This window comes from Thermobifida halotolerans, assembly GCF_003574835.2.
Classification (GTDB): domain Bacteria; phylum Actinomycetota; class Actinomycetes; order Streptosporangiales; family Streptosporangiaceae; genus Thermobifida; species Thermobifida halotolerans.
This window is the reverse complement of record NZ_CP063196.1, coordinates 4118835-4143862: the sequence shown is the minus strand read 5'-3', so window position 1 is coordinate 4143862 and position 25028 is coordinate 4118835. Positions and strand designations below refer to the sequence as shown.

The window sequence follows — 25028 nt, the reverse complement described above, 5'->3', positions numbered from 1 at the left end:
AGGAGGGCCGCGGGCCGGGAACGTCAGGACCACGGAGTACGACGAGACCGAGGAGGAGCCGCATGCCCACACAGGAACAGGTCGACGCGGCCGGTGCGATCGAGACCGCCCTCGAGGAGGCCGGGCTGGAGTACGAACGGCCCAGGTCCGACGCCTTCCTGGTGACCCTCCCGGGTGAGCGCAAGCTCAAGACGCTGGTGTGGTTGAACATCGGCGAGCACAGCCTGCTGGTCAAGAGCTTCTTCTGCCGGCGTCCGGACGAGAACGAGGGCGGGTTCTACCGCTACCTGATGCGGCGCAGCGCCGACATGTACGGGATGGCCTTCACCGCCGACGACGTGGGCGACGTGTACATCACCGGGCGGCTGCCGCTGGCCGGGATCACGCCGCAGGAGGTGGACCGGCTGCTGGGATGCGTGCTCTCCTACTCCGACGACAACTTCAACCCGGCGCTGGAGCGCGGGTTCGCCACGGCGATCCGCAAGGAGTGGGCGTGGCGCACCAGGCGCGGGGCGAGTCTGCGCAACCTGCGGGCCTTCCGCCACCTGGTGGAGGAGGGGTCGGACGGGGACGGGGAGGAGTGAAACATCGGAGAATTGGCGTAGACCAATCGGTGCCCCCCGCGATGCGTCGGAACACGGGTCGCTAGGCTGAGAGACATGTCGACTCTGGTTCTGCTGCGCCATGGCGAAAGCGTCTGGAACGCCGAAGGTCTGTTCACCGGTTGGGTGGACGTCGACCTGTCCGTGAAGGGCGAGGAAGAGGCCCGCAAGGGCGGAAGGCTGCTGTCCGAGGCGGGAGTGCGTCCCGACGTGGTCCACACGTCCGTGCTCAAGCGGGCGATCCGCACCGCCAACATCGCGCTGGACGAGGCCGGTCTGCACTGGCTTCCGGTCAAGCGCTCGTGGCGGCTCAACGAGCGTCACTACGGCGCCCTCCAGGGCAAGAACAAGGCCCAGACCCGCGCCGAGTTCGGTGACGAGCAGTTCATGGTCTGGCGGCGCTCCTACGACACGCCCCCGCCGCCGCTGGCCGACGACAACGAGTTCTCCCAGCACGGCGACCCCCGCTACGCGGCCCTGCCGCCGGAGCTGATGCCGCGCACCGAGTGCCTGGCCGACGTCGTGGAGCGGATGCTGCCCTACTGGTACGACTCGATCGTCCCCGACCTGGCCGCGGGCCGCACGGTGCTGGTCGCCGCGCACGGCAACTCCCTGCGCGCCCTGGTCAAGCACCTGGACGGCATCGACGACAAGACGATCGCCGGACTCAACATCCCCACGGGCATCCCGCTGCTCTACGAGCTGAACGACGACTACACCCCCCGCAAGACGGGCGGCGAGTACCTGGACCCCGAGGCCGCCAAGGAGGCCATCGAAGCGGTCAGGAACCAGGGCAAGTAGTTTCCGACACGGCGAACGGAAGGCGGCCGGGTCCGTGTGGACCCGGCCGCCTCGGTGTCCGGAGGTGCGGGGGAGCGGACCCCTCCACCCGAGCGCTCGCGCCCCGCGGCGGTGCCGCCCGGGATCAGGTCCCCGGCTCGAACTTGTAGCCCAGACCGCGGACCGTGATGATGTACTGGGGGTTGCTGGGGTCGGTCTCGATCTTGGCGCGCAGCCGCTTGATGTGGACGTCGAGGGTCTTGGTGTCGCCCACGTAGTCGGCGCCCCAGACGCGGTCGATCAACTGGGGGCGGGTCAGGACGCGGCCGGCGTTGCGCAGCAGCACCTCCAGCAGTTCGAACTCCTTGAGGGGAAGCTGCACGTGGCCGCCGCGCACGGTCACCACGTGCCGCTCGACGTCCATGCGGACCGGGCCGGCCTCCAGGGTGGTGGGCAGCAGCGTGTCGTCCTTGCCGCGGCGGCGCAGCACCGCACGGATGCGGGCCACCAGTTCCCGCGAGGAGAAGGGCTTGGTCACGTAGTCGTCGGCGCCCAGTTCCAGTCCGACGACCTTGTCGATCTCGCTGTCCTTGGCGGTCAGCATGATCACCGGGACGTTGGACTTCTGCCGCAGGGTGCGGCAGACCTCGGTACCCGACAGACCCGGCAGCATCAGGTCGAGCAGGACCAGGTCGGCGCCGGTGCGGTCGAAGGTCTCCAGCGCGACCGTGCCGGTCGGGGCGACGGCGACCTCGAAGCCCTCCTTGCGGAGCAGGTACGACAGGGCGTCGCTGTAGGATTCCTCGTCCTCGACGACGAGTACACGCGTCACTGTGCTGCCTCCCGATAGGTGTTGCCGTCGGAGCTCGGCGGCTCCGGGGTCTCGGTCCGGGGCAGACGCAGCGTGAACGTCGACCCCTCGCCCTCCTTGCTCCACACTGTCACTTCCCCCCGGTGGAGGGTCATGACGTGTTTCACAATCGCCAGGCCGAGGCCGGTGCCTCCGGTGGCCCGACTACGAGCCGCGTCCACTCGGTAGAAGCGCTCGAAGATCCGTTCCAGGTCCTGTTGGGGAATGCCGATGCCCTGGTCGGCGACGCTGATCTCCACCGTGGTGGCGGTGGTCTGCACCGACACCGCCACCCGGGTGTTCTCGGGACTGTAGGAGACGGCGTTGGCGACCAGGTTGCGCAGGGCGGTGATCAGCAGGCCCTCGTCGCCCATGGTCAGCACGTCCGTGTCGCCACCGGAGACCAGTTCGATGTTCTTGGTGTCGGCCGCAGTGCGGACCGCGTCCAGCGACTCCTCGACCACGGTGTCCAGCGCGACCTCGACGGGTTCGGCCAGGGGTTCGGCGCCCTGGATGCGGGAGAGGGTGATGAGGTCCTGGATGAGGCTGGTCAGCCGGTCCGCCTCGTGCTTCATGCGCGTGGCGAAGCGGCGCACCGCCTCGGGATCGTCGCTGGCGTCGTTGATCGTCTCGGCGAGCAGCGACAGCGCGCCCACCGGGGTTTTGAGCTCGTGGCTGATGTTGGCCACGAAGTCGCGGCGGACCGCTTCCACCCGCCGCCGTTCGGTCTGGTCCTCGGCCAGCACCAGGATCAGCCCGGTGCCGCCCAGGGGAGCCACCCGGACCGCGAAGGAGGTGGAGTCGGGACCGAACCTGCGGACCGCCACCTCGATCTCGGTCTCGCGGATCACGCCGTCCCGGCGCACCTGGCGGGCCAGGGCGAGCAGTTCCCCGATCAGCAGTTCGTCCCCACTGACGATGCGGTAGGCGCGGGCCGCCGAACTCGCCCGCAGAACGCGGTCGGTCGAGTCCAGGACGACCGCGGACGACGGCAGCGCCGCGAGCACCTCGGCGATCCCCGCCGGCAGCCCTGATTGCGGCGCCGGATCGGGGGTATGGTCACGATCTGACTCGCTGATCCGGAACGCCAGACCGGCCGCGACGCCCGTCACGAGCCCGACGAGTCCCGCGATCGCGGCCAGCAACTCCCCTTCCACAATTCGATCGTAAGCGGACAGAACGCCCCGTTACCCGATTGACGGTCCCGCGCAACCGAGTTTTCTTGAGAGTTCACCGTAGATTTCTCGGTGATTCAGATACCCCTTGGAACGATTGAGACCATGCGCGACACATACCACGAGGAGCTCGACGCTCTCTCCACCCGGCTGGTCGAGATGACCCGGCTGGCCCGACACGCGATCGCACGCGCCACCACCGCGTTGCTGGACGCCGATCTCAACGCGGCCCAGGAGGTCATCTCCGGGGACGAGCGGCTCAACGTACTCAACGAGGAGATCGAGAGCAGCACCTTCGACCTCATGGCGCGGCAGCAGCCCGTCGCGCAGGACCTCCGGACCATCATCACCGCGCTGCACATGTCCGGTGACCTGGAGCGGATGGGTGACCACGCGGTGCACATCGCCAAGATCGCGCGACGGCGGCACCCCGACTCGGCGATTCCGGCGGAGCTGCGGTCGATCGTCCTGGAGATGGGCCACCAGGCCGAACTGCTGGTGGTGAAGGCGGGGGAGGTGGTCGCCAACCGGGACGTCGAGACCGCGCGGGAGTTGGACAAGGACGACGACCGCATGGACCGGCTCCGCCGCAAGCTGCTGGAGCGCATCCTCTCGCCGAACTGGCAGCACGGCGTGGAGCCCACGATGGACGTCACCCTGGCCGGCCGGTTCTACGAGCGGTTCGGCGACCACGCCGTCCACGTGGCCGACCACCTCGTCTACCTGGTGACGGGCGAGCGCCCCAAGGACTCGTACGGGGAGGGCTGACCCCCGTGTGACAGCAGACATCCGAACAGAGGATGACGGGGTCGTGGGTGAGACCACGGCCCCGTTCTGCGTGTAACCGTGGCCGAGCTGAGGGGCCGCGGGTAGAATAGGAGATTCCCACCGCTATCAGGAGAAGCGGCCTGGGGTGTGTTGCGTGTGCTTTCCCGATGCTTCGACAGGCGGCCCAGGCCCGCTTTGTCGAGCCTGCAATTAAGGCATTGACCTGCGCATTCGCAAATCCGACAGGTGCGTTAAGTGGCAGGTTCGTGGTATCCTGGTAGTAGCGGAAGGGGTACTTGTCACATGACTTTCAAGGTCGGCGACACTGTTGTCTACCCCCATCATGGGGCTGCTCGAATCGAAGCTATCGAAACGCGAACCATTAGGGGCGAGGAAAAGATCTACCTCGTTCTGAAGGTCGACAAGGGTGATCTTACGGTACGCGTTCCCGCGGACAATGCCGAGGAGGTCGGTGTTCGCGACGTAGTGGGTCAGGAAGGTCTGGACCGGGTCTTCGAGGTGCTGCGGGCGCCGCACACCGAGGAACCCACGAACTGGTCGCGGCGGTACAAGGCGAACCTGGAGAAGCTCGCCTCCGGCGATGTCAACAAGGTGGCCGAGGTCGTCCGCGACCTCTGGCGGCGCGACAAGGAACGCGGCCTTTCCGCCGGAGAAAAGCGAATGCTGGCGAAGGCACGGCAGATTCTGGTGAGTGAGCTGGCTCTCGCCGAAAAGACCAACGAGGACAAGGCCGAGGCTCTTCTCGACGAGGTTCTCACCAGTTAACCAACCACACCAAGAAATACCGAGTTGATTCGCGATCTGCCGATGGTGGGCGTCGGGACGGACGTTCACCCCTTCAAGTCGGGGCGTCCGCTTTTCCTCGCCGGGCTCGAATGGCCCGGCGAAGTGGGGGTCAGCGGGCATTCCGACGGCGACGTCGCCGCGCACGCGGCCTGCGACGCTCTCTTCTCGGCATGCGCTCTGGGCGACCTCGGCTCGCAGTTCGGCACCTCCGACCCCCGGTGGAAGGGGGCATCCGGGGTGGCGCTGCTGACCGAGGCCGCCCAACGCGTGCGTGCGGCGGGCTACGAGATCGGCAACATCGCCATCCAGGTCATCAGCAACCGGCCCAAGTTCGCCCCGCGCCGCCACGAGGCGGAGAAGGTGCTCACGGCGGCGGCCGGCGCGCCGGTCTCGTGCTCCGCCACCACGACCGACGGACTCGGTCTCACCGGCCGCGGTGAGGGCATCGCGGCGATCGCCACGGCCCTGTGCGTGCGGGTGCGCTGACGCCCACCTCCGGGGAAGTTCCCGGGCGGCCTGGGCCACCCGGCCTCCCGGGGCGGGGCCACGGGAAACTCCCCGGAGTCGATGCTCCCCGGCCTCCTCGGTCGGGGCTTCCGGGTGTGCCCCTCCTGACCGCGCGGCGTCGGTTCCCCGCGAGCCGGGCTCACCGGCGTGGGCGTCGCAGCAACACCGTTATGGTGACCGAGGCCGCCAGGCACAGCAGGACCATGGGCACGAAGGCCAACTGGAAGGACGCGTCGGCGCCCGTGAGGTCCAGCAGGACTCCCGCGCTCACCACGCCGAGCATCACCGACGTGAAGCCGCTCATGTTGACCAGCCCCGAGGCTGTCCCGGTGCGCTGCTCGGGCAGGCCGTCGCGGGCGTAGTCGAAGGAGAGCGACGGAGCCATGACCGTGGCGAAGGCGCTGACCACGATCACCGCCGCGGTGACCGCCAGAGGGGGCAGGCCGCCCGGCCAGGCCACCACGCCCAGCCAGGAGAGGGTGACGGTCCAGGCCAGAGCCAGCACCAGCGGCCTGCGGGCGCTCGGGTGTCTGCCCGGAATCCGGCCCAGGAACGGCACGAGAGCCATCGGTAGGGCCATCGCTCCGGTCAGCAGCAGACCGGCGGTACGCGCGGAGAGCCCGTAACCCTCCTCCAGCAGCGGGTAGCCCCACAGGATCCCCAGCACGGTGAACGGCACCATGATGACCGCGTGCGCGGCCATACCGACGCGCGGCCCGCGGTGCGACAGCGCCTCCACGATGCTCTCCCGCACCGACGGGAGGGCGTGTGAGGGCGCGGGGCGGCCGTCGGGGCGGTCACGGACCAGCAGGAGGACCAGGGCGCCGGTCAGCAGGCTGACCGCGCCGGCGCCGAGGAAGGACACCTCCCAGCCGACTCCGTTCAGCAGCGCCGACAGCGGTACGGCGCTGCTGAGCTGCCCCAGTCCGCCGACGAGTCCGGTGAGCGCGCTGACGAGGCTGTAGTGCCGCCGGGGGAACCACAGGGCACCGGTCCGGATGACGTTGAGGAACACCAGGGAGTCGCCCGCACCGATGAGGAGCCGTCCCGCGACGGCGGTCCGCACGTCCGGAGCGACCGCGAACAGGACCGTGCCCGCCGCCATGACTCCCAGACTGATCACCAGGGACCGGCGCGGTCCCAGACGGTCCGCGAGCAGGCCCGCGGGAATCTGGAAGAGCACGTAGATGACCAGTTGGACCGTGGGCAGGGCCGACAGCAGAGCCGGACCGACGTCGAAGCGCTCCTGGGCGTGCAGGGCGGCCGCGCTCATGCCGTTACGGTGGAACATGGCCAGGAAGTAGACGACGGCCGCGATGCCCCACACCAGCCACGCGCGGGCGCCGCCGGGGGGCTCGCTCGCCACCTGCCGGACAGTAGTAGTCCTGTCATCGGATCTTTCTTGTCCAGAGGTGTGCTGCGACGTCTCCAGACTCATCGTTCCCCCCGTTCCCCGCCGACCGCGCGACAGCGCCGATCGTACTCCCGTGACCACGGTCCGCTCCGGGGGTGCTCCCGCGGAACGCATGGTCCGCGTCCGTCCGGTCCGCTCCCCGTGATGAGGGATCAAACACGTCTGTCGGGAGGGTGCGGGCGCATCGGGGCGGACCGTGTGCTCCGGACCTCCTGCGCACAGGGGGCGACAGGTGTGGAGAAGACGGTGTGAATGGTCCTGACCACTCTCCCGACGGAGAGGGGGCGGAGGGGCTCCGAAGAACCGCAAAACAGGCAATGACCAGGCAAAGCACTCACCATGTCATGGTTGCGAGATGATCACAATGTGACATGGCCTACATTTCGAAGACCCTCCTAACGGCGGGCAGATCCTGCTAGCATCCCGATCTCGAGGATCACTGTGAGGTAACGATGCAATCCGTTCCTCGTAAAGAAGGATGATCCTTCGGTCGTCCGCCGCCCAGTGGGCGGAGCGACCGCGGCGGACACAGCCAGTGGCCGCCGAAGGAGGAGAGGAGCGCCGCGGTCCGCGGCGCCCCGAAGCCACCCGCAGGAGAAGCCTTGAGCCATCCACGACTGAACAATCCACGGACCTATCGGGTGAAGCTGACGGAAGCCGCCCGCGTGCGCCGCGTCCCCAGACACGGGTTCCGCGCTGACCGTTCGGTCGAGGCCCTCTTCTGCGAACTGAGCGACGGCCAGACCAAGCCCTGGTACCAGGCGGGCTCCCCCGACGTCGCCTTCGTCTCCACCAGTTCCGGTCTCAACGTGTGGTGCTGCGACGGCAAGTTCATCTGGAGCGGACCGTTCGGCACGACCGTCACCCACCCCGCCAACGACCCCTCCGGCGCCGCAGCACTGCTCAACTCGATGATCGCCCCGCACCCGCGGGTGTCCACCGCGGCCTGACCGCGTACCGAGAGATCCGAGCCGTCACCGGCTCGACGCCCCGCCCCTCAGCATCCGCACTCGGTGAGGGTGGAGGCGAGAATGTCGACGGCCTGCCATGTCGCACCGGGATGGTTGGCCATGAACGCGAACACCAGGAGCCTGCCCTCCGAGGTGTAGGCGGTGCCCGCGAGTGAGCTCACCTCGTTGAGCGTTCCGGTCTTGGCGCGGACCAGACCGGCGCCCGCGCCGGCGGATCCGTCCGGTGCGTACCGGTTGTCCAGACTGCCGGTGGCGTGTGCGGTGGGCAGCCCCGAAAGCGTCGGATACAGCTCCGGGTGCGCGGGGTCGGCCGAGAGCACCAGCAGCTCCACCAGCGCCTGCGCGGTGATCCGGTTGTCCACCGAAAGACCGCTGCCGTCACTGACCCGCACACCCTCGACGCCGAGTTCGTCCATGACCGCCATGACGGCCCTCGCCGCACCCTCGAAGCTGGGCTCCTCGCCCCTGACGACCGCCACCTGACGGGCCAGGGCCTCGGCGACGTTGTTGTTGCTGTCCAGCAGGATCTTCTCGACCAGGGTCCCCACCGGGGGAGACGACACGCTCGCCAGCGTCTCGGCGTCCGCCGCGGCCCGGGTGGCCTGCGGCGCACCCGTCACGGTGATGCCCACCTCGCCCAGTTGCCGGGCGAAGGCCTCCGCGGCGGCCAGCGGCGGGTCCGTCTCCCGCGGACCGTACTTGTCCTCGATGTCGAGCAGGCCGCACACCTCGGTGGTCTGGATCCGGCCGCAGTCCATCATCAGCGCGTGCACCGTGGCGGTGCTGCCCTCGTCGACGTAGCCCTGCTTCCAGCCGGGGCCCAGGGAGTCCCCCGCGTAGGCGGACTCGTCGTAGCCCAGCCGCACCGTGGTCACGCCCGCCTCGGCCAGCGCGTCCGCGGTCCCGGCGGCCAGTTCCTCGAGGGAAGCCAGACGCGGGTAGCGGTCCGGGTCGTCGGTCTCGGTCAGGGTGGGGTCGCCCCCGCCGACGAGGATGACCTCGTCGGGGGAGGAACCCCGGACGACCCTGGTGTCGATCCGCGCGTCCGGGCCCACGGCGTGCAGGGCGGCCACGGCGGTGACGATCTTGGTGGTGGAGGCCGGGACCCTCTCCTCGTCCGCGTCGTGAGCATAGAGTTCCTGGTGGGTTTCCGCGTCGACGACGTATGCGGAGAGCCCCTCGACGATGCCCGACCGCGACATGGGATCATCGAGCTTATCCGCGAGTCGGGCCGGATCCACGGTCTCGGCATCCGCGGCGGCCGGAAGAGGCACCGTCTCTGCGACCGCGACGGGAACAGGCACGGTCTCCGGTGGGCGCGCAGCGATCGCGTCGCGGGCGACCAGGCTGGTGGCCAGCACGAACAGGGTGAGCAAGGCCAAGGTGAGGAGAGCCCAGAGTCGATCGTTCCGCACTCCCGGTACCTGCCTTCCGTCGACGTCGCAAAAACCTGTGAACTATGGCGACATTAGTCGCTAGGGGAGCCGAGAACAGTATGGAATTCGACGTCACGATCGAAATCCCTAAGGGAGAGCGAAACAAGTACGAGATGGACCATGAGACCGGCCGCATCCGGCTGGACCGCATGCTGTTCACCTCGACCAGTTACCCCGCCGACTACGGCTTCATCGAGGGCACCCTGGGTGACGACGGTGACCCGCTGGACGCTCTCGTGCTGCTCAAACACTCCACCTTCCCCGGATGCATCATCCGTTGCCGCGCCATCGGCATGTTCCGCATGCGCGACGAGGCCGGAGGGGACGACAAGGTGCTGTGCGTGCCCGCCACGGACCCGCGCATGGAGCACCTTCGTGACATTCATCACGTAAATGAGTTCGAGCGGCTGGAGATCCAGCACTTCTTCACCGTCTACAAGGACCTGGAGCCGGGCAAGTCGGTCGAGGGCGCGACCTGGGTGGGCCGCCACGAGGCCGAGCAGGAGATCAGGAACTCCGTCAAGCGCGCCGCCGAGCACGGACACCAGAACGACGCACACATCAGGTTGGACGACTGACCCGCGGACAACAGACGACAACGGTGGCGCGGTCGTGGTGACGAGGCGGCCGGATCGGCCGACAGGTCATGCCCCGGCGCCGGTCCGGACCGAACCGGCGGACCCACGGGAGAAGGAACTCCTCACAGAACCGTGCGGCTGACCAGTTGAAACAGTACGACGACCAGTGCCACCACCGCGCCGACGCCGGCGATCAGCCCGGGAACCAGGTAGGAGCAGGGCCCCGGGGAACGCCTGGCCGAGGCGGGAAGTGGAAAACCCCTCCGGTCGAAGTGATTGCCCCTGGCCGCCACAAGGCTGCGGTACTCGGCCAGTTCCGGGGTGATCACTCCGCTGAGAACCCGCACACGCAGTGCCGCGGGCTGTGTCACGGACGAGACTCCGGTCAGCGCGGCCCGCGGCGGCTTCCCGTCGTGGTCCTGTTCCCTCCACTGCGACGCGGCCGCCTCGTGCCGCGCGCACTCGGCGTCGGCGAGGGCGAGGAGCCAGTCCCGCAGCAGGTCGGGATCGGACAGCCTGCCGATGTGCGCCAGGGCGACGATGACGGTGTCGCGTAGTGCGCTCTGCGCGGCGGCGTCGTCGTCGAGCGTGTTCCGGCAGTGCTCGTAGAGTTCCGCGCCGTAGGCGTCGAAGAGCAGGCCGCAGGTCTGTGCCGTGGTGGAGCCACCCGATCGCAGAGCCTGGAGAAGCTCACGGTCCGTCATGGGCATAAAATTACGGTTTCTCCGGTCGGGGCACGACGTTTTTCCCGACAACGGGGATGAAATTCGTCAGCACGGTCAGGTGCGTGCCCACAACGGCGGAAGTCATGCCCGCGGAGTCCGGCGAGAATCCCGCGGCAGCGTCCCAGCAGCCGCGGAGTCCTCCCGGAGGCGTCAGGACGCGAAGCGCTGCGCGATGTCGTCCACATCCTGGGGGTCGAGGATGGTCGGCTGGGCCAGGATGTGCTCGACCGCCTGGCGGGGGCGGGCGATGACCACGCGACCCGAACGCATCACCGGCTCGGGCAGCCGTCCCACGGACGTGATCACCGGCACCACCCTGACTCCCGGCCAGTTCTCCGCCAGGTGCAGCGAGCGCTCCAGGCGTGCCGCGTGGGCACCGACGCGCTCCACGGCGCGGTCGGCGGGAAGCGCGCCGATCATCCAGGAGTCGCCGTTCCTGGAGACCGCGTGCTGCCAGGTCCGGGTCTCCAGCAGGTAGACACCGCCCGCGCCGACCGCCACGTGCCGGGACCGCCCTCCCGGGACCACGTGGTAGCCGTTCCGGTACAGGGTGCGCAGCAGCCGTCCCCGGCCGAACGGCGCGCGCAGGTGGGGAGCGAGGGTGGCCAGCAGGAGGTAGCTGAGCGCGACCAGCACCGCCACCAGCACCCCCGCCTGCCACCCCAGGAAACCGGCTCCCATGACACCCGACGCCACGACGACCAGGAAGCGGATCGTGAACCGCACGACCTGCGCGCCCAGCGAGTCGGGCACGACGGCGACGGGGCCGAGTCCTTCAGAGGGGGAGTCTCCGCCGTATCCCACGTGTCACCTCCGGTGCGCATCCCGAAAGCCAGGGGCGTGGCCGCCGGTCCCGTGGAACGCCCCGTGCCGTTCGCCCGTCGTCCCATACGCAATCAGAGCTTCGGCGGTTTCGGCAAAGCCCAATGCCATCATTGGTCTCTTCCGAACCACAACCTCCCGTGCTGCCGGTTTCCACGGTTTCTCCGGGTAGGGGAGGGATGAGGGAGACGACACTCCGATCGCCGTCCCGAGCTTGACATCACATCTCGGGGTTGGTCTGCTTGACGACATGCGTCCGCGCACTGTCACGCTCCAGTCAGCCATCGTTCGCAAGGCCCCGGTGGCCTTCCGACGTGTGGCCAGTGCGCTGTGTTCGGCTCCTTCGTGTTGTCGCTGATCGACTGATCCGCGTCGTTCCACGGAACCCACCCGCCCGCGCGGGCGGTTCCGTTCACCGCGCGCCCCCGGGCGCGTCTCTCTCCGGGCCGCCCCGCGGTTCCGGACCGCAGTACTTCCGCCGCTGCCGCACCGTCGTGTGCGGACGGTGCGGCTCACCACGAAGGACCACCGTCGATGCTGTCCGGTCTCTCCACCGTCTCTTCCGCTTCCACCGTCTCCACCGCCGAACCGCTGCCCACGCGGGGGAACGCCGTCACGGCCTCCCCCGAGGGGATCGGCGACATCGTGATGGCCGGGGCGCGCAGCGGTTACGCGCACCTGGCCGCCCGGCCCCTGCCCACCGTCGGCCGACTCGTGCCGGCTGCCCGCGGCGCCGCCGACGCCCTCACCCGGCTCCGCCTGTGGCCGCGGCGGCACGGACACTGGCAGCGTCCGCCGCGCGCCGTCCGACGGTACGCCCCCGGCCGGGCACGGATGGCCGTGGTGGCGCTGGCCCCCAACGAGTTCGTCGCGCTGTCCGACGTGCGGTCGGGGGGTCCTCCCGTCCACGGCGACGTGCTGCTGGTGGCGCGCGGACGCGTCCACGCGGTGGTCACCGGTGAGGGTGGCCACCTGCTCGCGGTGCAGGAACTGGTGGCGGGGCGCACCCGGGTGCTCGGCGGTGTGGACGGGCGGCAACTGGTCAACACCGGCGCCGAGACCGCCGTGGTGGTGCGGGTCACCGCCTGACCGGCCGCTCACCGGACGGCCGATCCGCCGGAGCGGGCGCGCAGCGCCCGGTCCACGGCCTCGACGGCGCGCAGTGTCTCGGCCAGCCGTGTCCCCTCGGTGAGGTAGAGGCGCCGGACCTGCTCGACGGCGGAGGAGGGCAGGTGGTCCCGCAGGTCGTCCGGGGCGGCCCGGTACCCCTCCCGGGCGGCCTCCAGACCGGCCGCCACGTGGCGCAGCGCCAGTCGGGACAGCGCCACCGGATGCCTGCGCAGCACCCCGTGCAACCGGTAGTCGCCGGGAAGCAGTCCGAACAGCCACTCGACCGCGCTCTGCGCGAAGTCGTCGGCCCAGAAGGGATGGACTCCCGCGGGCCACTCCTGGGGCAACCGCCGTTCGACCATGGGGGGAGCATACCTCCTTTTTCGAACTTGTGTTCGCTTCTGTGGGGTGTTTCGGGTGAGGGGGTCGTGAAACCCCAACCCCGTGGGGAGTCTCCAGGTGGCCTTGCCCCCGGGGGTCTTGTGACCTCGGCCCTGGAGGGGGCTTCGGGTGGCCTGGGAACCTCCCCGTGAGGCTGGGGAGCCCGTGGGATGCTGGGGTGGAATGCCCTGCCCGCCTGGCCTCCCGGCATTGGTTTCGGAACACGCGCCGCCGAATCGTCCGCGTCCCCCGAATGACTCCGGTTCACTGGGTACGGTGAAAACGTGACTTTGATCGACTGGGAAGTAGCCGTCAACACCGGTGTCCGCCTCGTGCGGCCCGGGCCGCAGATCAGCCTCACCGAGGCTCGACAGGCAGTGGCCCAGCTGCGCGAACTCTCGGTGACCGCGCAGGCCCACGTGCGCGAGTTCACCGGCATGAACAGTCTCGAACCCGTAGGCCCCGCAGCCGTCGTCGACCGCCCTGGATGGATCCGGGCGAATGTCGACGGTTTCCGGGTGGTTCTGGACCCCATCCTCGACACTCTCGGCCCCTCGGGCCCGAAGGACTCTCCCGTCGGCACCATCACCACGGCGGTCGGCTCCCGGGTCACCGGGGCGCAACTCGGCGCGGTGCTCTCCTACCTCGCCGGGCGGGTGCTCGGCCAGTACGAGCTGTTCCTGCCGCCCGACCCCGAGGGCAGGGCCCCGGCCGGCCGCCTCACCCTCGTGGCGCCCAACATCGTGCACGCCGAACGCGAACTCGACGTCGACCCGCACGACTTCCGCCTGTGGGTGTGCCTGCACGAGGAGACGCACCGCACCCAGTTCACCGCCAACCCGTGGCTGCGCGGCCACGTGCAGCAGTTGATGACCGACTACCTGCGCGCGTCCAACCTCAGCGCCTTCGACTTCCTGGACCGGCTGCGCGCGGTCGGCGAGGCGGTCGCCGAGGTGGTCCGCGGCAACGAGGCCAACCTCATCGACGTCTTCCAGAGCGAGGAGCAGAGCGAGATCCTCGACCGCATCACCGCGGTCATGACCCTGGCCGAAGGGCACGGCGACTACGTGATGGACGCGGTCGGCCCCCAGGTGGTGCCGAGCGTGGCCGAGATCCGCCGCCGCTTCCAGCGCCGCCGCGAAGGCGGCAACCGGCTCGACAAGGTCATCCGCCAACTGCTCGGCCTCGAACTGAAGATGAAGCAGTACGAGGAGGGCTCGGCCTTCGTGCGCGCGGTGGTCGCCCGGGTCGGCATGGCCGACTTCAACCGGGTCTGGGAGTCCCCCGAGACGCTGCCCACCCTGGCCGAGATCCGCGACCCCGACGCCTGGATCGCCCGCGTCGTCCACCCGCCGCTGCCGATCCCGCCGGGTGGGGAATCCGAGTCCGAGTAACCAGGTCTGGAGGGCACGTGAGCGGACCGCCGCCGCCCGTGGCGCTGGTGCGGGCGGCCGTGCGCCGCGCGCTGGACGGCCTGCCCGCCGGTGCGTTGGCGCTGGTGGCGTGCAGTGGCGGCCCCGACTCGCTGGCGCTGGCCGGAGCCGCCGCGTTCGTCGCGCCCCGCTTGGGGCTGCGTGCGGGCGGGGTCACCGTCGACCACGGACTCCAGGAGGGCTCGGCCGAACGCGCCGACGCGGTGGCCGCCGTGCTCGGCGGTCTGGGACTCGACCCGGTCGAGCGGATCGCCGTGGCCGTCGGGACGGTCGGCGGTCCCGAGGGAGCCGCCCGGACCGCCCGCTACGCCGCGCTGGAGAAGGCGGCCGACGCCCACGGCGCCTCCGCCGTCCTGCTCGGCCACACCCGCGACGACCAGGCCGAGACGGTGCTGCTGCGGCTGGCCCGGGGATCGGGCGCCCGTTCGCTGGCCGCCATGTCCCCCCGCTCGGGACGCTACCTGCGGCCCCTGCTGGAACTGGACCGGCGCACCGTGCACGCCGCGGCCGGACTCATGGGCCTCGACCCCTGGTCCGACCCGCACAACGCCGACCCCGCCTACGCCCGCTCACGGGTACGCCACGACGCACTGCCCGCCCTGGAGCGGGTGCTGGGGCCGGGGGTCGCCGAGGCGCTGGCCCGCACCGCCACCCTGCTGCGCGACGACGCCGACGCCCTGGACGAGTGGGCGGACCGGGCCGAGCGGCAGGCCGGGCGCGGGCCGACCGCCCTGGACGCCGCCGAACTGGCCGCCCTGCCCAGGGCGGTCCGCACCCGCCTGCTGCGCCGCGTCGCCCTGGCGGCCGGGTGCCCGGCGGGGGCCCTCACGGCGGGGCACGTCTTCGCGCTGGACCGGCTGGTCACCGACTGGAGGGGACAGGCCCACGTCGACCTCCCCGGGGCCCGCCGGGGCCGCAGGACCGACGGGCGGATCGTCGTCTCCGCCGACAGTTGACGAGGACACGCGTGGGGAGAGGCGGCCACCCGTTTGCCGCGGGCTGCGCGAAACATCGGTGTTCGGTCCGCTTATCCTGGTTGCGCTTGAAGAATCCCTAGCTGAGCAGCGAGGACCTGAAGCGTGGACGCGAAGGACATGGGCTCCGCCCTGGACAAGATCCTGGTCACCGAGGAAGAGATCAGGACCCGGACCCGGGAGATGGCAGCCGAGATCGACGCCGACTACGCGGGCAGGGACCTGCTGCTCGTCGGTGTCCTCAAGGGCGCGGTCATGGTGATGGCAGACCTGGCGCGGGAGCTGCACCACCCCTGCGAGATGGACTGGATGGCGGTCTCCTCCTACGGCGCGGGCACCACGTCCTCGGGGGTGGTCCGCATCCTCAAGGATCTCGACACCGACATCCAGGGCCGCAACGTGCTGGTCGTCGAGGACGTCATCGACTCCGGACTGACCCTGTCGTGGCTGATCGGCAACCTCAGGTCGCGCCGTCCGGAGTCGGTGGAGATCTGCACCATGGTGCGCAAGCCCCTGGCGCTCAACATCGACCTGCACGTCAAGTACGTCGGTTTCGACCTGCCGAACGAGTTCATCGTCGGGTACGGTCTGGACTACGCCGAGAAGTACCGCAACCTGCCGTTCATCGGCACCCTCGCAGCGCACATGTACGACTGAGGAAGCCGCTCGGCGGCGTCGCGGGAGCCGCGCCCCCTGCCCCCGAATCGGGAACAACAGGGGCGTCGCCAAGCGTTGCGCTCATGACGGGGCAACCTCGACCTACCATCGCACCATGCGGGTGGTACGAGAAGGTCAGGGTGTACCGTCGATTATCCCGGCATCATTGTAGGGAGCACATGTCCGATAGGTCCCGCTTCCGGCGGTCGGCACGAGGTGCCGTGGCGGACCGACGGAGTCCGGTGCGACGGCAACCGTCGCCCCGGGTCGTCGGCCCTCGCCGACACCTCTGCGCTACTCGGAGGGACCGCTGTTAGAAGGGACGGGCCCGGCGGGGTTCCGTATAGATGAATCTGAAGCGTTTGTACCGTGGACCGTGGCTGTGGTTCATTGCCATCCTGCTGATGCTGCTGGTGGTCTCCCAGTTCATGGGATGGGGCAGTGGACCCGAGCACGTCAAGACCGACACTTCGAGGGTCTTCACCCTGATCGAGGAGGACCAGGTCAGGGATGCCAAGATCATCGACAAGGATCAGCGGATCGAGCTGACCACCGTCGACGGTGATCTGTACGAGGCCTACTGGGTGGACGGCCAGGGCGAGGATCTCGCCGAGGCCCTCCGCGCCAACCAGGACGGCAACCTGGAGGCCTACGACGTCGAGGTCCCCGGCGACAACGTCTGGCTGTCCCTGCTGTTCAGCTTCCTTCCGCTGCTGCTGATCATCGCCCTCTTCTTCTTCATCATGAGCCAGATGCAGGGCGGCGGCTCCCGGGTCATGAACTTCGGCAAGTCCCGGGCCAAGCTGATCTCCAAGGACACGCCCAAGACCACCTTCTCCGACGTGGCGGGCGCGGACGAGGCCATCGAGGAACTCCACGAGATCAAGGAGTTCCTGCAGAACCCGGCCAAGTTCCAGAACCTGGGCGCCAAGATCCCCAAGGGCGTGCTCCTGTACGGTCCGCCCGGCACCGGCAAGACCCTGCTGGCGCGCGCCGTCGCGGGAGAGGCCGGGGTTCCGTTCTACTCCATCTCCGGCTCGGACTTCGTCGAGATGTTCGTCGGTGTGGGCGCCTCCCGCGTGCGCGACCTGTTCGAGCAGGCCAAGGCCAACGCCCCGGCGATCATCTTCATCGACGAGATCGACGCCGTCGGCCGACACCGCGGCGCGGGCATGGGCGGCGGCCACGACGAGCGCGAGCAGACCCTGAACCAGATGCTCGTGGAGATGGACGGCTTCGACGTCAAGGGCGGGGTCATCCTGATCGCCGCCACGAACCGTCCCGACATCCTCGACCCCGCCCTGCTGCGTCCGGGGCGCTTCGACCGGCAGATCGTCGTGGACCGACCCGACCTGGAGGGCCGCAAGGGCATCCTCAAGGTGCACATCCAGGGCAAGCCGACCACGCCCGACGTCGACCTCGACGTGCTCGCCCGGCGCACCCCCGGCTTCACCGGGGCCGACCTGGCCAACGTCGTCAACGAGGGCGCGCTGCTGGCGGCCCGGCGCGGACAGAACCAGATCGACATGGCCATCTTCGAGGAGGCCATCGACCGGGTCATGGCGGGACCGGAACGCAAGAGCCGGGTCATGTCGGACGCGGAGAAGAAGGTCATCGCCTACCACGAGGGCGGCCACGCCCTGGTGGGGCACGCACTGCCGAACGCCGACCCGGTGCACAAGATCACCATCCTGCCGCGCGGCCGTGCCCTGGGATACACCATGTCCCTGCCGATGGAGGACAAGTTCCTCACCTCGCGCTCGGAGATGATGGACCAGTTGGCCATGATGCTGGGCGGGCGCGCCGCGGAGGAGCTCGTCTTCCACGAGCCCACCACCGGTGCGGCCAACGACATCGACAAGGCCACCGCGCTCGCCCGCAACATGGTCACCGAGTACGGCATGAGCGAGCGGCTGGGCGCCCGCAAGTTCGGCAACGGCAACACCGAGCCGTTCCTGGGCCGTGAGATGGCGCACAGCCGCGAGTACTCCGAGGAGATCGCCTCCCTGATCGACGAGGAGGTGCGCCGCCTCATCGAGGCCGCCCACGACGAGGCCTGGGAGATCCTCGTCGAGTACCGGGACGTCCTCGACGAGCTGGTGCTGCAACTGCTGGACAAGGAGACCCTGTCCAAGGAGCAGGTCCTGGAGATCTTCGCGCCGGTGCGCAAGCGGCCGTCGCGCGGGTCCTACAAGGGCTACGGCAAGCGGATCCCCTCGGACAAGCCTCCGGTGCTCACCCCCAAGGAGCTCGCGCTGACGGGCCCCCAGGACGTCGAGGGCCTGATCGGTGGGACCAACGGCCGGGCGAACGCGACCAGCGATCTCACCTGGGACCAGCGCGGGAACCGTGAGAGCGGTTCGGGCGACACCAACCCGGAGAACCGACCGTGACCGAGTACGAGTACCAGGCCGGTGACATCGACACCGGCCTGGAGCCCACAGGCATCGACCAGCCACGCATCGAGAAGGCGGTCCGCGAGATCCTGTCGGCGATCGGCGAGGACCCGGACCGGGACGGTCTCGTGGAGACCCCCGCCCGGGTCGCCCGGGCCTTCGCCGAGCAGTTCGCGGGGCTGCACCAGCGCCCCGAGGACGTGCTGACCACGGTGTTCGAGGCCAACCACGAGGAGATGGTGCTGGTCAAGGACATCGAGCTGTACTCCACGTGCGAGCACCACCTCGTTCCCTTCTACGGGGCCGCGCACGTGGGCTACATCCCCAACGTCAACGGCCAGATCACCGGGCTGTCCAAGCTGGCCCGGCTGGTGGACGTCTACGCCCGCCGCCCCCAGGTGCAGGAGCGGCTGACCTCGCAGGTGGCCGACGCGCTGATGGAGCATCTCGATCCCCGCGGCGTCATCGTGGTCATCGAGGCCGAGCACCTGTGCATGACCATGCGCGGCGTGCGCAAGCCCGGAGCCAAGACGGTGACCTCCGCCGTGCGCGGCGCCTTCCGGGAGAGCGACAAGACCCGCGCCGAGGCGATGGGGCTCATCATGGGACACCGCTGACCTCAGGCGGCGATTCCTTTCGCAGATCTTGACCCACGGGTGTGCGCGGCCCGGGGGATACCGGGGAGAAGGCCAGAAAACCTGACACCGACGGGGGATCTGTAGGCTGACGACTATGGCGACGACAAAGGAGCTTCCCGGCCTTCCGGTCGAAGAGCGCTGTCTGGTGATGGGTGTCGTCAACGTCACTCCGGACTCGTTCTCCGACGGCGGTCAATGGTTCGACTCCCACCGGGCGATCGAGCACGGGCTGCGGATGGTCGAGGAAGGCGCGGACATCGTCGACGTGGGCGGCGAATCCACCCAGCCGGGCGCGCAGCGGGTTCCCGCGGACGAGGAGCTGCGGCGGGTGCTGCCCGTCGTCACCGAACTGGCCCGCCAGGGGGTGGCCGTGAGCGTCGACACGATGCGGGCCGAGGTCGCCGCGGCATCCGTCGACGCGGGCGCGGTGCTGGTCAACGACGTCAGTGGCGGGCTGGCCGATCCCGAGATGGCCCGGCTGGTGGCGGCCAGTGGCGTCTCGTATGTGTTGATGCACTGGCGTGGGCATAGTCATGACATGCAGAAGCGTGCCGTGTACACCGACGTCGTCCAAGAGGTCCACGACGAACTGAGCCGACGCATGGCCGTGGTGGTCGACCAGGGGGTCGATCCCGGCCAGATCGTCATCGATCCCGGACTGGGGTTCGCCAAGAGTCCCGACCGGGGACACAACTGGGCGTTGCTGGCCCACATGGACCGCCTCGCGGACCTGGGGCGCCCGGTCCTGATCGCCGGGTCCCGCAAACGCTTCCTCGGGCGGCTGCTCAGCGACGCCGAGGGCAGTCCCCGCGCTTTCACCGACTGCGACGACGCCACCGTCGCCATGACCGCTCTGGCCGCGTTCCACGGCGCCTGGGGGGTCCGGGTGCACGACGTGCGCCCCAACGCCGACGCGGTCCGGGTCGCCCGGGCCTGGCGCACCGGAGGAGCCGACCTCGTCCACGGGCGTGCCGACGCCCCACGCGCTCGGGGCGGCCAGTGAGGTCCCGGCAGGAGATCCAGGAGCGGGTGGCCGCCGCCAACGCGGAGTTCTACCAGGCCATCGAGACCGGTGACATCGACCTCATGGGCCGGGTGTGGGCGGAGGAGGACCAGGCGCCCGACCTGGTCTGCGTCAATCCCGGCTGGCCCATGCTGCGGGGGCGCTCCGAGATCATGCGGGCGTGGTCGCTGGTCATGGCGAACGTCCCCTACATCCAGTACGTGCTCACCGAGACCCACGTCGGGGTCAGCGGCGACGTGGCGATGGTCACCTGCGAGGAGAACGTGCTGACCGCCGAGGACGACAACCCCGGCTTCGTGGCGGGCGGCCAGGTGGTCACCACCAACCTGTTCATCGAGACCGACCAGGGGTGGCGGCTGTGGTCGCACCACGCGTCGCCGGTGATGCTCCAAGAAGACGGCGAGGGTGAATGACTGAGACGCTCGAATCGCCGGACCGGATCGCGGTACGCGGGTTACGCGCCAGGGGAAGACACGGGGTGTTCGACTTCGAACGGCGCGAGGGGCAGGAGTTCGTCGTGGACGTGGTGCTCGGGGTGGACACCCGTCCGGCCGCGCGCAGCGACGACGTCTCCGACACCGTCGACTACGGCGAACTCAGCGACCGCCTCGTGGCGGTTGTCGAAGGAGAGCCGGTGAACCTGATCGAGACGCTCGCCGAACGGCTCGCCGACGTCTGCCTGGCCTCGCCCCGGGTGGTCGAGGCGCGGGTGACGGTGCACAAGCCCAACGCCCCCATCCGGCACCCGTTCGACGACGTGACCGTCACCATCTCGCGGAGGCGCGCGTGAGAGCTGACTGGAACGAGGCCAGCAGGGTCGTGCTCGCCTTCGGCAGCAACCTGGGGGACCGGTTGGAGAACCTCCAGGGAGCGGTCGACGCCCTGTTCGACCCGCGCGGGCTGCGCCTGGTGGGGCTGTCCCCCGTGTACGAGACGGCTCCGGTGGGCGGACCGGAGCAGGACGACTACCTCAACGCGGTGGCCGTCGCCGACACCCTCCTCAGCCCGGAGACACTGCTGGAACGCGCGCAGGGAGTGGAGGAGGCGTTCCACCGGCTCCGCGACGTGCGGTGGGGACCCCGAACCCTGGACGTCGACATCATCGCCTACGGGGGGCAGGTCCGCACCGCCCCGGAGTTGACCCTCCCCCATCCGCGGGCGCACGAGCGCGCCTTCGTGCTGCGGCCGTGGGCCGACATCGACCCCGGCGCCGAACTCCCCGGCCGGGGAGCGGTACGGGACCTGCTGGCGGAAGTGGCCGACCAGGAGGTGCGGCGGCGCGACGACCTGGTGCTGCGGGTGCCCGAGTGAGTCCGCCGCACGACGACCGCCGCGACCGGCTGCGTCCCACGGGGTGGCGGGTGCCGCTGCTGGTCACCGTCGTCACCGGTGTGGTGGTGTTCCTGGTGGTGCGCGAGACGTACTCCAGTCTGCTCCTGCTGCCGTGGACGGCCATTCCCACGCTGTCGCTGCTCGCGCTCGGTGAGTTGATCACCGCGGTGCACACGCGCCGCCGTATCCGGGGCGAGCCGGGAACCGAACCGGTCGAGCCGATCAGCGCGGCCCGGCTGGTGGCCTTGGCCAAGGCCAGCATCCTGTTCGGTGCGCTCGCCCTGGGCGGGTTCGGCGGGTTCGCCCTGGCGCTGCTGGACTGGCTGCACAGCCCGCACGCCCGTTCGGACGCCCTCATCGCGGGCGGCACCGCCCTGTCGGGTCTGCTGCTGATCGTCGCGGGGGCTTTTCTGGAGTACGCCTGCCGGGTGCCGAAGGACGACCAGGAGAACGGAGCCGAGGGGTGAGCCGGGCCGTGTCGGCTGCCGGTTGACCGACAGGCGGTGAGTAATTTAGTGCGTAGTGCAGCGGTTCGTCTGTTCGGGGATGGTTGACTGGAATCGTGAACTTCGCCGAATCTCCCAGGACGCCGCGGATGGCGGCCCCCGTCCTCCCGGAGCCGAAGGGTTCTCCGGTCGAGACGGCCTTCGCCGCGCCCCCGGGGACCGAGTGGTGCCGAGTGGATCCGGCGTTCACCCGGTACCGCAGGCTGCTGGCGGTGCTGACCGCGGTGCCGGTCGCCGTGCTGGGGGGAACCGGCACGGGACTGTGGCTGCACTGGTCCGTGGGCGTGGCCGTGGCGGTGATCGCGCTGCTCGCGCTGGCGGTCGCCTGGGTCGCCTCGGAGCGGGCGAGGACGGCCTGGGGGTACGCGGAAGGGGACAGCGACTTCTATCTGACGTTCGGGACGGTGATCCGGCAGTTGCTCGTGATTCCCTACGGCCGGATGCAGGTGGTGGACGTCACCGCCAACCTGCTGGAGCAGGCGCTGGGAATCGCCACGGTGCGGGTGCGTACCGCCGCGAGCACCGCCGACGCGCGCGTTCCGGGACTGCGGTTGGCGGACGCCGCCGCGCTGCGGGACCGCCTGGCGGAGCGCGGCGAGACCTTTCCCACGGGGCTGTGACGAGTGACCGATCCGAAGCGGGAGCCGACTCCACCGCAGCAGCCACGCGACCCCGACGTGGCGGACGACCACGCGCGGGAGAGCCCGCGCTGGCCCCCGGGGGGCGAGGCTCCCGTTCCCGGTGACGGCGACCTGCCGACACCCGAACCGCTTCCCGAGCCCGGGCGGCCGCGGGACGTCCGCAGCGGCCCGGAGGAGAGGGACGGCGAGCACCGGGACGCCGAACCGCTTCCCGAGCCCGAGCCGCTGGGCGGGGGAAGCCACGGTCCGGAGGAGGCCGGCGGCCGGCCGGGCGCGGATCCGCTCCCCGAGCCCGAGCCGCTGGAGGACGTCCACGGCGCCTCCGGGGAGGACGCCGACGACCGCTCCGCGGAGGAGGGGTGGGTCCACTACGGCCGGTGGCGGGACGTCGAGGTTCCGCCGCTGCGTGAGGTGACCGCTCCCAACGACAGGGACCGCGGCGACGACCCGGCCGTCGACCCGCTCGCCGCCTGGTCCTTCACCGATCTGCGCGACGCCGCGGGGCGGGCTTCCTGTGCCGCTCCCGAGCCGGAGCGGCGGGAGGCGCCCGCCCACCGGAGGCAGGGCGGTGAACCGCGGGAGCGGGACACCGCCGCTCCCGACGCGGAGCGGGTCGCTCCTCTCCCGAACCCGGGCGCGGGCCGGGAGGAGGGCCGGTCCGAACCCCCGGCACGGCAGACCGGACACCGGCCCGGTCGCACCCCGTTCTGGGGAATCCCCGCGGAGAGCCGCCGCAGGCCCGCGCCGCACGGCACGGCCGCCGCACCCGACCGGGACCGCCCCGGTCCCGGAGAGCGGCCCCCGGGGGAGCGCGGACCGGGCCAGGCTCCGCTGTGGACAGCCGGCCAACAGCCGGGTCCCGGCGGCGACCGGCGACCCGCGCGGCCCCGGGAGCCCCGGTTCGCGCCCGCCTACCCGTCCTCCCCGATCACCTCGGTCACGCAGGGGCGCCCCTACGTGCCTCCGGTGCCGCTGCCGGGCCATCCCGGAGCGGGCGGCGCCCCGCCGTCTCCTCCCGCGCGGCCGGGGCATCCGCCGCCCGGTGTCCCGACCGGGCACGGCGCTTCGGGGCCCCAGCCTCCCCCGCGGTGGCCCGCATCCCCGCCGACCGGCTCGCACGTGCGGTTCGCACCGCCCCCCTCGGGCTCCTCCTCGTGGCCGCAGCCCAGGTTCACAAGCACGCCCGACGCGGGAAGCGAGGACGACGTCGTCACGGGCACGCACCGCCTGCACGGCGCCACGGTCGCCCTGCGCTCCGCCGTCGTCGTCCTCGTGTTCCTGGCGCTGCCCGGCCCGTTCCTGCTGCAGCTCGGTCTCGGCTGGGCGCTGCTGGCCCTCCTGGGGGTGACTCTGGGAGCGGTCGCGACGTCGCTGGTGTCCTGGTACCACACCCGCTTCGGGCTGCGGGAGGACCGTCTCGTCGTGCAGACCGGTCTGTTCCGGCAGCGGTCGCGCGAGGTCCCGCTGAGCCGCCTCCAGGCCGTTGACCTGGTACGCCCGTTGTTCATGCAGGTCGTCGGGCTTTCCGAGGTGCGCTTGGAGACCGCCGGAGGGGACCGGGCGGAGGTGCGGCTGCGTTATCTGGGGCGGCGGCAGGCCGAGGCGCTGCGCGCGGCCCTGCTGGCGTACGCGGCGGGACTGTCGGGGCGCGCTCCCGAAGCACCCGAGACCCCGCTGTACCAACTGCGGTTCTCGCTGCTGATCGGCGCGCTGGTCTTCCGACTGCCGGTACTGCTGGCCTTCGTCCTGTTCAGCCTGCTGATCGCGGCGGGGATGGCGTTCGACGAACCGGGGGTGCTCGGCGGGGCGGTGCCGCTGCTGCTGGGGCTGCTCCACGGCTTCCTCGGGCCGCTGCTGCGGTACATCGACTTCTACGCCTCGCTCTCACCGGACGGGCTGCGGGTGCGCTACGGGGTCTTCCAGGCGCGGATGCAGACGGTCCCGCCGGGGCGGGTGCAGGCGGTGCGCATCGTCGAGCCGCTGCTGTGGCGGTGGCTGCGGGTGGTGCGCGTCGAGGCGAACATCGCCGGGTACGCGGGGCAGCGGCAGACGGACTCGGCGACGCTGCTGCCGGTGGTGCCCAAGGCGCTCGCCTACGAACTGCTGAAGGAGCTGCTGCCGGGAAGCGACCTCTCCTCGGTCCGCTTCGTCGCGGCCCATCGCGACGGCAGCAGGGAGGAGCTGGGCGTGAACGACTCGCTCTTCGTCACCCGGCGCGGTGTTTTCTGCAGGGTTGTCGAGATCGTGCCGCACGCGCGGATGCAGTCCGTGCGGTTGCGGATGGGGCCGTTGGCGAAGCGGCGCGGCACGGCCGCCGTGGAGGTGGAGACCCCGCCGGGACCGGTTCGCGCCCACGCCCCCGACCGGGAGCTGGGCGAGGCGCGTCAGGTGCTCGACCGGGTCGTGGGGTACGCGAGGCAGGCCCGCGCCGACACCGCGGGCCCCGAACGCTGGGCCATCCGCGGGGCAGCGGACTAGAGCCCGTATCGAAGTCGGCTGTG

27 protein-coding genes are annotated in these 25028 nt (G+C 70.3%); 20 read left to right on the top strand and 7 right to left on the bottom strand.

What is annotated here, in order from left to right; genetic code table 11:
- The first annotated feature begins 62 nt into the window (after positions 1-62).
- Together NI17_RS18520 and NI17_RS18515 are read left to right on the top strand one after the other, a co-directional pair.
- Positions 63-584 carry a YbjN domain-containing protein gene (locus NI17_RS18520; protein ID WP_068691185.1) on the top strand — a complete coding sequence of 174 codons (522 nt, stop codon included), beginning with the start codon at positions 63-65 and terminating at the stop codon, positions 582-584.
- Positions 585-659: 75 nt separating this feature from the next.
- Positions 660-1403, top strand: a complete 744-nt coding sequence (locus NI17_RS18515; RefSeq protein ID WP_068691183.1) for a phosphoglyceromutase — start codon at positions 660-662, stop codon at positions 1401-1403.
- A gap of 124 nt (positions 1404-1527) precedes the next feature.
- Here the strand turns inward: NI17_RS18515 and NI17_RS18510 are convergent, their stop codons facing one another.
- Positions 1528-2214 carry a response regulator transcription factor gene (locus NI17_RS18510; protein ID WP_068691180.1) on the bottom strand — a complete coding sequence of 229 codons (687 nt, stop codon included), beginning with the start codon at positions 2212-2214 and terminating at the stop codon, positions 1528-1530.
- A complete protein-coding gene (locus NI17_RS18505) occupies positions 2211-3389 on the bottom strand; it encodes a sensor histidine kinase (RefSeq protein ID WP_068691178.1) in 1179 nt (392 codons plus the stop codon). Before NI17_RS18505 ends, NI17_RS18510 begins: the two co-directional genes overlap by 4 nt.
- Before the next feature lie 123 nt (positions 3390-3512).
- Between NI17_RS18505 and phoU the strand changes: the two genes are divergently transcribed.
- The 3 genes from phoU (at position 3513) to ispF (ending at position 5468) form a co-directional block, all read left to right on the top strand.
- Positions 3513-4175 carry a phosphate signaling complex protein PhoU gene (gene phoU / locus NI17_RS18500; protein ID WP_068691176.1) on the top strand — a complete coding sequence of 221 codons (663 nt, stop codon included), beginning with the start codon at positions 3513-3515 and terminating at the stop codon, positions 4173-4175.
- Positions 4176-4478: 303 nt separating this feature from the next.
- Complete coding sequence (locus NI17_RS18495; protein ID WP_068691174.1) at positions 4479-4961, top strand: CarD family transcriptional regulator; 483 nt, start codon at positions 4479-4481, stop codon at positions 4959-4961.
- Positions 4962-5003: 42 nt separating this feature from the next.
- The gene (ispF, locus tag NI17_RS18490) at positions 5004-5468 is read left to right on the top strand and encodes a 2-C-methyl-D-erythritol 2,4-cyclodiphosphate synthase (protein ID WP_068691172.1); all 465 of its coding nucleotides are present in this window, start codon (positions 5004-5006) and stop codon (positions 5466-5468) included.
- A gap of 160 nt (positions 5469-5628) precedes the next feature.
- Here the strand turns inward: ispF and NI17_RS18485 are convergent, their stop codons facing one another.
- Positions 5629-6927, bottom strand: coding sequence for an MFS transporter (locus NI17_RS18485; protein WP_068691170.1), 1299 nt, complete (start codon positions 6925-6927; stop codon positions 5629-5631).
- 617 nt (positions 6928-7544) lie between these two features.
- Here NI17_RS18485 and NI17_RS18480 point away from each other — a divergent pair.
- Positions 7545-7853: a hypothetical protein gene (locus NI17_RS18480; RefSeq protein ID WP_234401912.1), complete on the top strand. Its 309-nt coding sequence runs from the start codon at positions 7545-7547 to the stop codon at positions 7851-7853.
- A 47-nt stretch (positions 7854-7900) separates the two neighbouring features.
- Here NI17_RS18480 and dacB read toward each other — a convergent pair whose 3' ends face one another.
- Positions 7901-9256, bottom strand: coding sequence for a D-alanyl-D-alanine carboxypeptidase/D-alanyl-D-alanine endopeptidase (gene dacB, locus NI17_RS18475; protein ID WP_234401911.1), 1356 nt, complete (start codon positions 9254-9256; stop codon positions 7901-7903).
- A gap of 113 nt (positions 9257-9369) precedes the next feature.
- On the opposite strand from dacB, the gene NI17_RS18470 reads away from it, so the two are divergent.
- A complete protein-coding gene (locus NI17_RS18470) occupies positions 9370-9888 on the top strand; it encodes an inorganic diphosphatase (RefSeq protein WP_068691163.1) in 519 nt (172 codons plus the stop codon).
- A gap of 122 nt (positions 9889-10010) precedes the next feature.
- On the opposite strand, the gene NI17_RS18465 is transcribed toward NI17_RS18470, so the two are convergent.
- Positions 10011-10598, bottom strand: a complete 588-nt coding sequence (locus tag NI17_RS18465) for a sigma-70 family RNA polymerase sigma factor (RefSeq protein ID WP_199860034.1) — start codon at positions 10596-10598, stop codon at positions 10011-10013.
- Positions 10599-10763: 165 nt separating this feature from the next.
- A complete protein-coding gene (locus NI17_RS18460; protein WP_068691159.1) occupies positions 10764-11417 on the bottom strand; it encodes a hypothetical protein in 654 nt (217 codons plus the stop codon).
- Positions 11418-11969: 552 nt separating this feature from the next.
- On the opposite strand from NI17_RS18460, the gene NI17_RS18455 reads away from it, so the two are divergent.
- On the top strand, positions 11970-12524 hold the full coding sequence (locus NI17_RS18455) for a hypothetical protein (RefSeq protein WP_068691157.1): 555 nt from the start codon (positions 11970-11972) through the stop codon (positions 12522-12524).
- An 8-nt stretch (positions 12525-12532) separates the two neighbouring features.
- Here NI17_RS18455 and NI17_RS18450 read toward each other — a convergent pair whose 3' ends face one another.
- A complete protein-coding gene (locus tag NI17_RS18450) occupies positions 12533-12907 on the bottom strand; it encodes a hypothetical protein (protein ID WP_068691155.1) in 375 nt (124 codons plus the stop codon).
- Positions 12908-13216: 309 nt separating this feature from the next.
- Here NI17_RS18450 and NI17_RS18445 point away from each other — a divergent pair, with 309 nt between their 5' ends.
- The 12 genes from NI17_RS18445 to NI17_RS18390 all read left to right on the top strand — a co-directional run bounded on the left by NI17_RS18445 (position 13217) and on the right by NI17_RS18390 (position 25005).
- Positions 13217-14320 carry a zinc-dependent metalloprotease gene (locus NI17_RS18445; protein WP_068691153.1) on the top strand — a complete coding sequence of 368 codons (1104 nt, stop codon included), beginning with the start codon at positions 13217-13219 and terminating at the stop codon, positions 14318-14320.
- A gap of 17 nt (positions 14321-14337) precedes the next feature.
- The gene (gene tilS / locus NI17_RS18440; protein WP_068691151.1) at positions 14338-15315 is read left to right on the top strand and encodes a tRNA lysidine(34) synthetase TilS; all 978 of its coding nucleotides are present in this window, start codon (positions 14338-14340) and stop codon (positions 15313-15315) included.
- Positions 15316-15438: 123 nt separating this feature from the next.
- Positions 15439-15990, top strand: a complete 552-nt coding sequence (gene hpt / locus NI17_RS18435) for a hypoxanthine phosphoribosyltransferase (RefSeq protein WP_068691149.1) — start codon at positions 15439-15441, stop codon at positions 15988-15990.
- Positions 15991-16337: 347 nt separating this feature from the next.
- Positions 16338-18383 (top strand): ATP-dependent zinc metalloprotease FtsH, encoded by a 2046-nt coding sequence (gene ftsH / locus NI17_RS18430; protein WP_068691147.1) that lies wholly within the window; start codon positions 16338-16340, stop codon positions 18381-18383.
- Positions 18380-19003 (top strand): GTP cyclohydrolase I FolE, encoded by a 624-nt coding sequence (gene folE / locus NI17_RS18425; protein WP_068691144.1) that lies wholly within the window; start codon positions 18380-18382, stop codon positions 19001-19003. The genes ftsH and folE overlap by 4 nt, the downstream gene beginning before the upstream one ends.
- A 115-nt stretch (positions 19004-19118) precedes the next feature.
- Complete coding sequence (gene folP / locus NI17_RS18420; protein ID WP_440571825.1) at positions 19119-20027, top strand: dihydropteroate synthase; 909 nt, start codon at positions 19119-19121, stop codon at positions 20025-20027.
- Entirely contained in the window at positions 20024-20461 is a 438-nt protein-coding gene (locus NI17_RS18415) for a nuclear transport factor 2 family protein (protein ID WP_068691142.1), read from the top strand. Before folP ends, NI17_RS18415 begins: the two co-directional genes overlap by 4 nt.
- Positions 20458-20838 carry a dihydroneopterin aldolase gene (folB, locus tag NI17_RS18410; protein ID WP_068691140.1) on the top strand — a complete coding sequence of 127 codons (381 nt, stop codon included), beginning with the start codon at positions 20458-20460 and terminating at the stop codon, positions 20836-20838. Before NI17_RS18415 ends, folB begins: the two co-directional genes overlap by 4 nt.
- Positions 20835-21359, top strand: coding sequence for a 2-amino-4-hydroxy-6-hydroxymethyldihydropteridine diphosphokinase (gene folK, locus NI17_RS18405; protein ID WP_068691138.1), 525 nt, complete (start codon positions 20835-20837; stop codon positions 21357-21359). The genes folB and folK overlap by 4 nt, the downstream gene beginning before the upstream one ends.
- Entirely contained in the window at positions 21356-21847 is a 492-nt protein-coding gene (locus tag NI17_RS18400; protein WP_243597544.1) for a DUF3180 domain-containing protein, read from the top strand. The genes folK and NI17_RS18400 overlap by 4 nt, the downstream gene beginning before the upstream one ends.
- A 128-nt stretch (positions 21848-21975) precedes the next feature.
- The gene (locus NI17_RS18395; protein ID WP_199860033.1) at positions 21976-22506 is read left to right on the top strand and encodes a PH domain-containing protein; all 531 of its coding nucleotides are present in this window, start codon (positions 21976-21978) and stop codon (positions 22504-22506) included.
- A 3-nt stretch (positions 22507-22509) separates the two neighbouring features.
- Entirely contained in the window at positions 22510-25005 is a 2496-nt protein-coding gene (locus tag NI17_RS18390) for a PH domain-containing protein (protein ID WP_234401909.1), read from the top strand.
- Positions 25006-25028: the final 23 nt, after the last annotated feature.

Excerpts from the sequence above, each read along its gene's own strand:
- NI17_RS18465 (WP_199860034.1), bottom strand. The coding sequence starts at position 10,598 with ATGCCCATGACGGACCGTGAGCTTCTCCAGGCTCTGCGATCGGGTGGC.
- NI17_RS18455 (WP_068691157.1), top strand. The coding sequence starts at position 11,970 with ATGCTGTCCGGTCTCTCCACCGTCTCTTCCGCTTCCACCGTCTCCACC.
- NI17_RS18450 (WP_068691155.1), bottom strand. The coding sequence starts at position 12,907 with ATGGTCGAACGGCGGTTGCCCCAGGAGTGGCCCGCGGGAGTCCATCCC.
- phoU (WP_068691176.1), top strand. The coding sequence starts at position 3,513 with ATGCGCGACACATACCACGAGGAGCTCGACGCTCTCTCCACCCGGCTG.
- NI17_RS18485 (WP_068691170.1), bottom strand. The coding sequence starts at position 6,927 with ATGAGTCTGGAGACGTCGCAGCACACCTCTGGACAAGAAAGATCCGAT.
- NI17_RS18515 (WP_068691183.1), top strand. The coding sequence starts at position 660 with ATGTCGACTCTGGTTCTGCTGCGCCATGGCGAAAGCGTCTGGAACGCC.
- folB (WP_068691140.1), top strand. The coding sequence starts at position 20,458 with ATGACTGAGACGCTCGAATCGCCGGACCGGATCGCGGTACGCGGGTTA.
- NI17_RS18495 (WP_068691174.1), top strand. The coding sequence starts at position 4,479 with ATGACTTTCAAGGTCGGCGACACTGTTGTCTACCCCCATCATGGGGCT.
- folP (WP_440571825.1), top strand. The coding sequence starts at position 19,119 with ATGGCGACGACAAAGGAGCTTCCCGGCCTTCCGGTCGAAGAGCGCTGT.
- NI17_RS18520 (WP_068691185.1), top strand. The coding sequence starts at position 63 with ATGCCCACACAGGAACAGGTCGACGCGGCCGGTGCGATCGAGACCGCC.
- ispF (WP_068691172.1), top strand. The coding sequence starts at position 5,004 with ATGGTGGGCGTCGGGACGGACGTTCACCCCTTCAAGTCGGGGCGTCCG.
- ftsH (WP_068691147.1), top strand. The coding sequence starts at position 16,338 with ATGAATCTGAAGCGTTTGTACCGTGGACCGTGGCTGTGGTTCATTGCC.
- NI17_RS18395 (WP_199860033.1), top strand. The coding sequence starts at position 21,976 with ATGGCGGCCCCCGTCCTCCCGGAGCCGAAGGGTTCTCCGGTCGAGACG.
- NI17_RS18470 (WP_068691163.1), top strand. The coding sequence starts at position 9,370 with ATGGAATTCGACGTCACGATCGAAATCCCTAAGGGAGAGCGAAACAAG.